The sequence below is a fragment of the Parabacteroides bouchesdurhonensis genome, assembly GCF_900186615.1.
Classification (GTDB): Bacteria; Bacteroidota; Bacteroidia; order Bacteroidales; family Tannerellaceae; genus Parabacteroides; species Parabacteroides bouchesdurhonensis.
This window is the reverse complement of the sequence record NZ_LT896588.1, coordinates 509,514-520,214: the sequence shown is the minus strand read 5'-3', so window position 1 is coordinate 520,214 and position 10,701 is coordinate 509,514. Positions and strand designations below refer to the sequence as shown.

Sequence of the window (10,701 nt, the reverse complement as noted above, 5' to 3'; positions counted from 1 at the left end):
AACGTTTTCGTTAGTCATTTTAAAGGTCCTGATTGAGGAATAAATTATTGATTTATAGAGCTTTTAATTAAACACTAGTATTAATATTAATTTTAGAATTATGAACAAGAGATTCTCTACTCTTTTGGCTATCGCTCTGGTAGCCGGTGGATTATCAGCAAATGCGCAGTATGCTCCTACGGGCGGACATGCAACTGCTATTAAGCCCACTGTGAATTATTATCACATTCAGATTAAAGACGCTAACGTGAATTCTTATTTGGGAGCTACAACTCGCGACGGTAAGGATAGTCTTTATTTGATGTCTCCTGTAAAGGGTGATTTCCAAAATGCATCAGCATTGGATTCTGCTATGTGGCAGGTTGACCTGTCTGTAGAAACAGATTCTGTATTTTCATTTGTAAACAAGGCTACAAATGCTAAGTTGAGTTTTGCAAAAGAGGGTACAGGCATGATTGCCGATGGTATCTCTAAATGGGCTTGGAAAGGTACAGATGGTGGTTATATCACTAATGGTAGCTCAATGAGACTGGATACTTTGAGTGCAGACGTGAAAGGTATTCCTGCAGGTACTGTAATTTTATCAAAGGACGGAAAGTTTAATGATAAAACTGACAATGTTGCAGCTACAAAATGGATGATTGTAGATGCTGCTACAGAGGTTATATTAACTGCTAAAGATTTGAATTCAAATAATGGCGGTTATTTTAAATTAGCATTCGGTACGGATGTTGCTGGTAATGTGTTTACTGCTAATAAGCTGGAAGCTATTCCTGTAAGTGGAGTACAGGCTACAGGTACTAATGTGGCTAATAATAAATGGACTGCGGGAACAACGACTTTTACTCCTAGTGATTCTGTTATGCTACGTGTAATAGGAGCAACAGGCCTTCCTAATGGCAATTGGACTGGTAAGGCAAATGACACCTTGTTTGTTGTAACAGATACATTGCATTATACTCCTAACGGAGGTTCAACTTGGAGTGCACAATCTGGTTATAAGTTTGTTTTAGATACATTGACAAATGTAACTAATGAAAAGGCTCAACTTACAGCAGGTTCTGATACAATTGCTGCAGAAGGACGTAATATTTCTACTTATTTGTTTACGTTTAAAGTATATAAAAATAGAATTGCTGGTGACTCGCTTGTTATTGGTAGCAATGCTTCTGTAACTTATGATGCAGATGATAAAGGCCATGAGGATTATATTTATAAGAGAGGAACACAACCTGTTCTTGTAAATACTTCAACAGATAATACAGGTGCTAAGATTGTAACTACATTGGGGGGTACAGAAGCTGAATCTCTTCCTTTAATTGAATTCCCTCAAGGAACTAAGTTTACAGGTTTGGATGCAACTAAGAAATATTTTATCCAGTATACTGGTGGTAACAATAAGGACAAATTTTATGTAGTAACATTCGTTAAAGGTCAGAATGCACCTGGTGTTGGTTATTCTGCTTCTGCTTCTCCATTAGTACCTTCTACTCAATGGGCTGTTAAAAAGTTGGCTTCCGGTAATTATATAATCTATAACCGTGAGTTTGACGATATGAAATTCTTGAATGGCCAGGCTGTTTATGAAGCTGGTGATGCAGGTTATAAGACTTCTGCTGATGACAAGAATACTTTCAAATTTATTGAAGTTGGTACAACTGACGAATATGTAGGTTACAAACACTTTACTGATGTTGAGTTAGGAACTTCTTCTGTTGCTTTGAACTTTAACACTTCATTTGGTGATGATGTTCCTGTATATTTGAAAGACAAAGATTCTATTCTGTATGCTGCAAAGGGCGAAAATGCTGTATCATTTAAACTTGCAAAAGCTAATGCAGGTGAAGCTACTTATGGTGATAATTTAAAACGTCAGTCTTATATCTTGAAAGAATTCTTGGGTGACCGCGTTTTAGGTATTGATGCTGCAGGTAATTTGAAGCTGACAAACCGTACAAAACAGTATGTTGCTAATGATATTGCATATCGTGATACAGTTGCTGTATTATTGCGTGCTACTTCTGTTGCTAATAAATATCAGTTAGTTGTATTAAAAGGTAAAGGAGAAACTACAAATGATGCTTTAACATTTGAATCAGGTGTTCTTGGCGCAGACTCTTTGGTTGCTACTGCCGGTGGTACTGAAGGTAAATTGTTTACAGATAAATTAGGTTCATTGTTGACAGGTTCATTCTCTGTAGAATTCCCAGACCTGCCTGATTTCGTAAATGTAACAAAAGACAAACCTGCCCATATGGTTATCCGTTCTGCTGCCAATAATTCATTGGCTATCACAATCGGAGCTAAAGGTGCTGCTTTGTTGAAGAGTACAAGCGATTTGAAGGCTGATTCTTATTCAGAAGATGATTTGAAGATGTATGTTGATACAGCTATCATGACAGATGTTGCTAAACCTACATATTATATCCGTACTACTCAAGGTGTAGATGCAGAAGATGTTGAAGCCGGTATTGCTAATTACTTGTCTATTAAAGATGGCAAAGTATCATTCGTAGCAGGAAAGCAATTTGGTTTGAACGGCGTAGATAGCCTGAAAGTTGGTAGCGATGAGAAATATGCTCCTAAGGCTCAGTTCTTGTTTGCTAATACTAAAACAGAAGGTCAATATAAGATTTATAACCCTGCTTCTAACAGCTATTTGGCTCAGAAGAATGGTGTATTGGTTGTTGCTAATGTAGACGATGCCCTTCCGTTCACAACAGAAGTTGCAGAAACTCCTACATCAAACGGTGCTATCGAAGCTAACACTATCAGCGTAGTTGCTGGTGAAGGTAACGTAACCGTATACGGTGCAGCCGGTAAGACTATCATCGTATCAGACGTTGTTGGTCATAACACTACAGTAATCGCTACTTCTGATGCTGAAACAATTCCTGCTACTTCTGGCGTAGTTATCGTTAAGGTTGGCAGCGAAGTTGTTAAGACTGTAGTTGATTAAGAAAAATAAAAAATTAAAGAATCAAATAATATGCGTCATGCAAAGGTTCTCCTTCGGGAGGACCTTTCAGTAGCCCGTGAGGGTGAACAAATGACGGATTAATACTAAAGTAATAAAAATAAGTTCTTCTGCCGGTATCTCTGTGAAGAGTGAATGCAGATACAAGATTAGCCCTTCCGAATTAAACGGAAGGGCTTTTTTGTTCTTTACAATGATAGGAAAAGGTTGCTAAGCTAATAATCTGCATTATTTTTTGTATTTTTGCCTAGAATTTTTGCCCATGAAGGCGAGGAATGATTGTGAATATAAAGTATACAAACATGGAAATTGCAAGTAAATACAATCCCGCAGAGGTTGAAGGGAAGTGGTATCAGTATTGGTTGGATAATGGTTATTTTAAGTCTAAACCGGATGGTCGCGAGCCATACACAATCGTTATTCCGCCTCCCAACGTCACCGGAGTATTGCATATGGGACACATGCTTAACAATACCATTCAGGATATTCTGGTTCGCCGTGCCCGTATGATGGGAAAGAATGCTTGCTGGGTACCGGGTACTGACCATGCTTCCATTGCTACGGAAGCGAAGGTTGTAAACAGACTGGCTCAGAGAGGTATAAAAAAGACAGACCTTACACGGGAAGACTTCCTTAAACATGCCTGGGAATGGAAGGAAGAACATGGCGGCATTATTCTGAAACAGCTTCGTAAGCTGGGGGCTTCTTGTGATTGGGACCGTACTGCTTTTACAATGGACGAAAAGCGTTCCGAAAGTGTACTTAAAGTATTTGTGGATTTGTATAACAAAGGTCTTATCTACAGAGGTGTCCGTATGGTAAACTGGGACCCTAAGGCTCTTACGGCTCTTTCCGACGAAGAAGTTATCTATAAGGAAGAACATAGTAAATTATTCTATCTCCGTTATAAAATTGTGGGCGAAGACGGCTATGCTATTGTTGCAACAACCCGCCCGGAAACAATCATGGGTGATACTGCCATGTGTATTAACCCGAATGATCCAAAGAACCGGCATTTGAAAGGCAAGAAGGTGATCGTTCCGTTGGTAAACCGTGAGATTCCGGTGATAGAGGATGATTATGTGGATATTGAGTTTGGTACAGGTTGCCTGAAAGTAACCCCTGCTCATGACGTAAACGACTATATGTTAGGCGAGAAATATAATTTGCCTTCTATTGATATTTTTAATGATAATGGTACTATTAGCGAAGCTGCCGGTCTGTATGTTGGTATGGACCGTTTTGACGTCCGCGAACAAATAGAAAAAGATTTGCGTAATGCCGATCTTCTGGAAAAGGTTGAAGCTTATGAGAATAAAGTAGGCTTTTCCGAACGTACAAATGTTGCTATTGAACCGAAGCTGTCTATGCAATGGTTTCTGAAAATGGAACATTTGGCGCAGATAGCATTAGAACCGGTAATGAAGGACGATATTAAGTTCTATCCTCCGAAGTTTAAGAATACATACCGTCACTGGATGGAGAATATTAAGGACTGGTGTATCAGCCGTCAACTTTGGTGGGGGCATCGTATTCCTGCCTATTTCTTACCGGAAGGTGGCTATGTTGTTGCAGAAACGGAGGAAAAGGCATTGGCATTGGCTAAAGAAAAGACAGGTAATCTGAATTTGACAATGGCCGATTTGCGCCAGGATGAAGATGTATTAGATACCTGGTTCTCTTCCTGGTTGTGGCCGATTTCATTGTTTGACGGTATCAATAATCCGGATAATGAGGAAATTAATTACTACTATCCAACCACTGATCTGGTTACAGGACCTGATATTATCTTTTTCTGGGTGGCACGTATGATTATGGCCGGATATGAATACCGTAACACAATGCCATTCAAGAATGTCTATTTTACAGGTATTGTCCGCGACAAATTGGGACGTAAGATGTCCAAGTCGCTAGGAAACTCTCCTGATCCGTTGAATCTGATTGAACAGTATGGGGCCGATGGTGTTCGTATGGGATTGATGCTGGCAGCACCGGCAGGTAATGATATTCCTTTTGATGAAGCCTTATGTGAACAGGGGCGTAATTTTAATAATAAGATATGGAATGCCTTCCGTTTGGTGAAAGGATGGACTGTTGACGAAACGATAGAGCAGCCGGAAGCATCAGCTATTGCTGTGAAATGGTTTAAGATGCAGTTAGATAAAACGATAGCCGAAGTAGATGATTCTTTTGGCAAATATCGTCTGAGTGAGGCAATGATGGCTGTTTATAAATTATTCTGGGATGAGTTTTCTTCCTGGTATCTGGAGATGGTAAAACCGGGTTATCAACAACCTGTTGATAAGTCTACCTATTTATCAACATTAGGTTTCTTTGATTCCTTGCTTCGTTTGCTCCATCCCTTTATGCCTTTTATTACAGAGGAGTTATGGCAAGCATTAGAACCCCGTAAAGAGCATGAAAGCATTATGATTGCACAAATGCCGGAAGTATTACCTGTTGATAACTCTTATCTGGAAGCTTTTGACGTTGTGAAAGAAATAATAAGTGGTATCCGTACTATTCGTTTGCAAAAGAGTATTCCTAATAAGGAAACTTTGAGTTTGCAAGTCTTGGGCGAACATCAGGATACGTTTAATCCGGTTATTGCTAAGATGTGTAATTTATCAGCCATACAAAAAGCGGATGATAAAGCGGCCGGCGCGATATCTTTTTTGGTTCGTACCACCGAATATGCAATACCTTTGGGAAATATGATTAATGTTGAAGAGGAATTGGCGAAACTTCAGGAAGAGTTGAAATACCAACAGGGCTTTCTGGCTTCTGTTATGAAAAAACTTGGTAATGAAAGTTTTGTGAATAAGGCTCCGGCTAACGTGATTGATATGGAGAGAAAGAAGCAAGCCGATGCGGAAAGTAAGATTAAATCTATTGAAGAAAGTATAGCAGCTTTGCGAATATAGATGAATCGGTTTATAATAGAAATACCATAATCGAATGAAGTATGTTTTAATTCCAATTCTTTTTTTATTAATGACACAGAGGCTGTCTACATCAGCACAAGAACGTGCTGATGTAGACAGCCTTATTATGGTACTCAAACAACTTCCCGATAGTTGTAGACTTAAGAGCCTATATGATTTAACCTATCAAAACCTTCGAAACAACACCTGTATAATTTACTCAAACTTATTGCTGGAAGAAGCTGACCGGCAACATAATCCTTACTATAAGGGAAGTGCCTATTTCCTTTCGGCTATGTATTACTATGCGAAAAATGCAGATAGCATGCGCATATTCATGTATGAGGCTGAGCCTCTTCTATTATCGGAAAACCGGATAGAAGAAATATGCCGCATGAGAGGATGGAATATCTATGCTTATACCCGAGATGGCCAAAAAGAAAAAGTTATTCCTGCGGTGAATGATTTAAAGGCATTTGCAAAGAAACATAATTTCCCGGATGGCGAGGATATGGCTAATCAGGCTTTGGCCGATTATTATTTAGGAGAGGGATTGAGTGATGAAGGAGTAGAGCTTTATGAGGAGGTTCTTCATAGCATGGAACGGAGAAATATACCTTTGATAAAGCGAATTAATATTATCCGTCAGTTATTAAGAAACAATATAGATATCCAGAAACAAATTTATTATCTGGATAAAATTAATGGGTATATTGAAGACTATAAAAAGAAAGGGATTGAATACCTTGATTCGGAAAAACCTCTGTACCTTCTCGAATATTTTTATCATCAATCGTATGCTTATATAGCCATAAGATTAAAAGATTCGACTTTGGCGCATACTCACCTAAGTAAAGCTGAGGCTATTATGCGGGAAAGAAATCTGGTAAGTGAAGAAAGAATCATCGAACAATTGAAACTACTTTATTATGAGTTGATAGGCAAATATGATTTAGCTATAGATATGGCAGACAGGTTGGCAGCTCATTATGAAAATATGAAGATGATTGATACTGTACTTGAGCTGCTTTATACAAAGGCCGATCTTTACTATAAATCCAATAGAGGAATGGAGGCTGCCGCTCTTTTTCGTACGTTGTATGAGAGAAAAGATTCTGTGCGCAAAGCTGTATTTTATGAAAATCTGGCGAAATTAAAAGCTCAACATGATGTGGATGAGTTGGAGCTTAAAACAAAACAAATGGAATTGGAAGCATCTACGTTTCATTCACAACGGCTGTTGATGGGAAGCGGACTTATATTTATGGTTTTGATTTGTTGTTTGCTCGTTTATATAGCTTATTCCCGCCATCGTCATGGATTACAATTAAAAGTGGCAAAAGAAAAAGCAGAAAAGGCTGACCGTTTGAAATCCGCCTTTCTTGCGAATATGAATCATGAAATACGAACGCCATTAAATGCTATTGTTGGTTTCTCTCAGATTATAGCGGATGAAGAGGATGCGAATGTAAGACATGAACTTTCTTCTATAATTCAGAGTAATAATGATTTGTTACAAAGGCTGGTGGAGGATGTCTTGGATATATCGAAAATAGAGTCAGATGCCATAACATTTGTGTTTGCGGAACAGGATATGAGAGCCTTAGTAAAAGATATTTATAATATGATTTTATTACGTATGCCGGAGGGGGTTGAATTACGTTTGGGAGACTGTCCTCCTTTGGTATTTTATACAGATAGGAATAGATTGATTCAGATTCTTACTAATTTGTTGACAAATGCTATTAAGCATACGGAAAAAGGGTATATTTACTTTGGCTATGAAGTGAAAGAAGGAGAAGTGATATTTTCTGTGGAAGATACCGGCGAGGGTATTCCTGAAGATCAGTTAGCGAATATATTCAGTCGTTTTGTTAAATTGACGGAATGGACAAAAGGGGTAGGGCTGGGATTGTCTATCACCAAGGCTTTGGTTGAAAAAATGCACGGACATATAGAAGTTATGTCGGAAGTTGGAATAGGCTCTACATTTAAAGTGATATTCCCTTTAGAGAAGTATTAATGTATAAAGATCTGATCATGAAATATTCAAGAAGAAAATTTTTTAAACAAGGATTGGCCGGCATGTTGCTTTTGGGCGCGGCTCCCGTGTTGAATGCTAAAATCTCTAATGGGAGAATGCCAATGCAATCAAGAGTTGCAAATCCATTTCGTTTGGGTATGGCGGGCTATACATTTGTTAATTTTGATTTGGATGTGGCGTTAAAAACGATGGAAAAGCTTGACATACACTATCTTTGTATTAAAGATTTTCATTTACCTCTGAATAGTACCGATGAACAAATAAAAGCTTTTCACGAAAAATGCGCTCTTCATAAAGTAGAAGGTTATGCTGTAGGTCCTATTTATATGAAGAGCGAGGCTGAAATTGATAAGGCTTTCGATTATGCTAAACGGGTGGGGGTAAAACTGCTTGTTGGTGTTCCCGATTATGTACTGCTTCCTTATGTGGATAAAAAAGTGAAGGAATATGATTTCCACTATGCTATCCATTTACATGGTCCCGATATAAAGACTTATCCTGATGCTACCGATGTATGGGAACATACGAAAGACCTGGATTCCCGTATTGGAATGTGTTTGGATATCGGGCATGATTTGCGGAATGGTTGTGATCCTGTTGCGGATTTAAAAAGATATCATACCCGTGTATTTGATATGCATATAAAGGATGTGACGGATGCTTCGAAAGCTGGTGTCGGTATAGAAATAGGACGTGGAAAGATAGACTTTAATGCATTAGTACAAATGATGCGGGAGGTTAACTATACAGGAATGTGTAGTTTGGAATATGAAAAAGATATGGCAGACCCTTTTCTTGGTATTGCCGAATCGATAGGATATTTTAAAGCTGTGTGTGATTTATCGTGATATTATATAAGATGAGAAGTAGTACGTTTTGTTTATTGATTTCCTGTTTACTTTCAGCCTGTAGCCCAATAAGCTATATGACGATTGAAACATATAACCCTTCGGAGGTGACATTCCCTGAAAGTGTGGGTAAAGTATTGATTGTAAATAATGCTGTGCCTCAACCAGCCGACAGTGGATATGAATATACATTGATGGGAGTAAAGCAAGATACCTGTGTGGCTGTAGCTGATAGTGCTTTGTTTTATGCTTGCCGCTCATTAGGAAAGTCAATAGTCGACGCTGACTATTTTAATGACGTCCTTCTTTATCATGATGCAGTACGGGAAGATAAAGAGTATCTTTCAGATGTAAAACTGACTCCGGAGCAAGTAACTTCTCTTTGTGAAGAAACCGGAACAGAAGCTGTGATATCGCTTGATCGCTTACTGTTCGAGATGGAAAAGGATGTTTTTACTTTCCCGGAAGGTTATGTAATGGGGAATATAAAAGTGGATATAGCAGGAGTTGTTCGTTGTTATTTGCCAGGAAGGTCTAATCCTTTGGCAACGGTATATATGAGCGACAGTATCTTTTGGAATGAGAGTGCAGATGATCCTGGCATGTTAAAATACATTTTGCCCGATGCAAATTCCGCACTATGTACTGCCGGTGATTATATAGGTGCAAAAGTATATGTGAATTTTGTACCTCATTGGGTTAATGAATCCAGATGGTATTATAGTGGTATGGATTCCCGTTGGAAAGAAGCGGCGGTTGCCACGGCCGGAGAAAAATGGACGTTGGCTTCCGAACGTTGGTCTGCAATTTATAATGGTACGAGTAATTGGAAGAAAAAAGCGAAATCAGCTTCTAATTTGGCTTTGTGTTACGAGATGGAAGGTGATTTAAAGAAAGCTTATGAATGGGCCTCTCTATCTTATGATTTGTTCAAAAAGAATATAAAAGGTGAAGATAATAATACGAAGCTTTTAGAGCTATATGTAGAAACCTTAATGAATCGTATTCGTTCGGATCAAAAACTAAATATGCAATTTGGAGAAGAATAACCGGATATTATCTGAATTATTATTACTTTTGGCGGAATATTCGAATAAAGGATAAGAAAATGAATGTAAATAGTGCAAAGGTACAATCGGTTATAGAGGTTGCTTTTACTTCGGCAATCGGGAAGCTCGCGAAAGATGAATCGGGAAATTTTATAAGTGATCTATATGTGCAAGCTGATCAGGAAAGTGGTGAGTTGCAAATATATGATGAGGAAGAACAATTGATAGAAAAGACAATTATTTTCGATTGGGTAAATAATACCGAAGAAGAGAATATCTTTAATGAACGCGTAGCAGCTTCTGTAAAGGCGGTATTGTCTATATTGTCTACAAAGGATGCTTTTAATCATCTACGTTTTATGAAACCTCTGTCTATCAGTTTGACAGATGAAGATTTTGTTGTAATAGATGAATTGTTATTTCTTGATGATGATATGTTGCGTTTGGATGATCCTTTATTAAAGGATTTAGATGCAGATTTGGATGAATTTTTAGCAAATCTTCTTTCAGATGTGAAATAGACTTTTTACCTTTGTGCGCGAAATAAAAAAAGAGCTTTGCCGAAATAGCTCAGTTGGTAGAGCAACGCATTCGTAATGCGTAGGTCGCCGGTTCGAGTCCGGCTTTCGGCTCTCAAAAGAAAGCAGTTGTCTTTTTAGATAGCTGCTTTTTTTATGGACTTTTCTGTGTTTTTCATGGTTTGTTTGATTTGTACATTCAACAACTCATTTCTGTCAAGATGTTTCTATAGTAAAAGTAAAAACCGCCTGTTCTAAAAGTTGGTAAGATGGGTCTATTTGTCCATGTATGACTCCCTGGGAGAAAAATAAAACGCTATGTGAGAAAAATAGAACACTCA

Annotated in this window: 6 protein-coding genes and 1 tRNA gene; all 7 read left to right on the top strand. The window is 38.2% G+C overall.

Annotation, left to right across the window (positions count from 1 at the left end; all coding sequences use genetic code 11):
* Positions 1–100: 100 nt before the first annotated feature.
* The 7 genes from C1721_RS02290 to C1721_RS02260 all read left to right on the top strand — a co-directional run bounded on the left by C1721_RS02290 (position 101) and on the right by C1721_RS02260 (position 10,474).
* Entirely contained in the window at positions 101–2,959 is a 2,859-nt protein-coding gene (locus tag C1721_RS02290; protein ID WP_102406804.1) for a DUF6383 domain-containing protein, read from the top strand.
* Positions 2,960–3,279: 320 nt separating this feature from the next.
* Positions 3,280–5,901 (top strand): valine--tRNA ligase, encoded by a 2,622-nt coding sequence (locus C1721_RS02285; RefSeq protein ID WP_102409199.1) that lies wholly within the window; start codon positions 3,280–3,282, stop codon positions 5,899–5,901.
* A gap of 34 nt (positions 5,902–5,935) precedes the next feature.
* Positions 5,936–7,924: a tetratricopeptide repeat-containing sensor histidine kinase gene (locus C1721_RS02280; RefSeq protein ID WP_102406802.1), complete on the top strand. Its 1,989-nt coding sequence runs from the start codon at positions 5,936–5,938 to the stop codon at positions 7,922–7,924.
* A 17-nt stretch (positions 7,925–7,941) separates the two neighbouring features.
* A complete protein-coding gene (locus C1721_RS02275) occupies positions 7,942–8,793 on the top strand; it encodes a sugar phosphate isomerase/epimerase family protein (RefSeq protein WP_102409198.1) in 852 nt (283 codons plus the stop codon).
* Positions 8,794–8,870: 77 nt separating this feature from the next.
* Positions 8,871–9,842 carry a DUF6340 family protein gene (locus C1721_RS02270; RefSeq protein ID WP_234347258.1) on the top strand — a complete coding sequence of 324 codons (972 nt, stop codon included), beginning with the start codon at positions 8,871–8,873 and terminating at the stop codon, positions 9,840–9,842.
* Positions 9,843–9,901: 59 nt separating this feature from the next.
* Positions 9,902–10,363 (top strand): hypothetical protein, encoded by a 462-nt coding sequence (locus tag C1721_RS02265; RefSeq protein ID WP_102406798.1) that lies wholly within the window; start codon positions 9,902–9,904, stop codon positions 10,361–10,363.
* 38 nt (positions 10,364–10,401) lie between these two features.
* Positions 10,402–10,474: transfer RNA gene (locus tag C1721_RS02260), tRNA-Thr, on the top strand.
* The last annotated feature ends 227 nt before the right edge of the window (positions 10,475–10,701 follow it).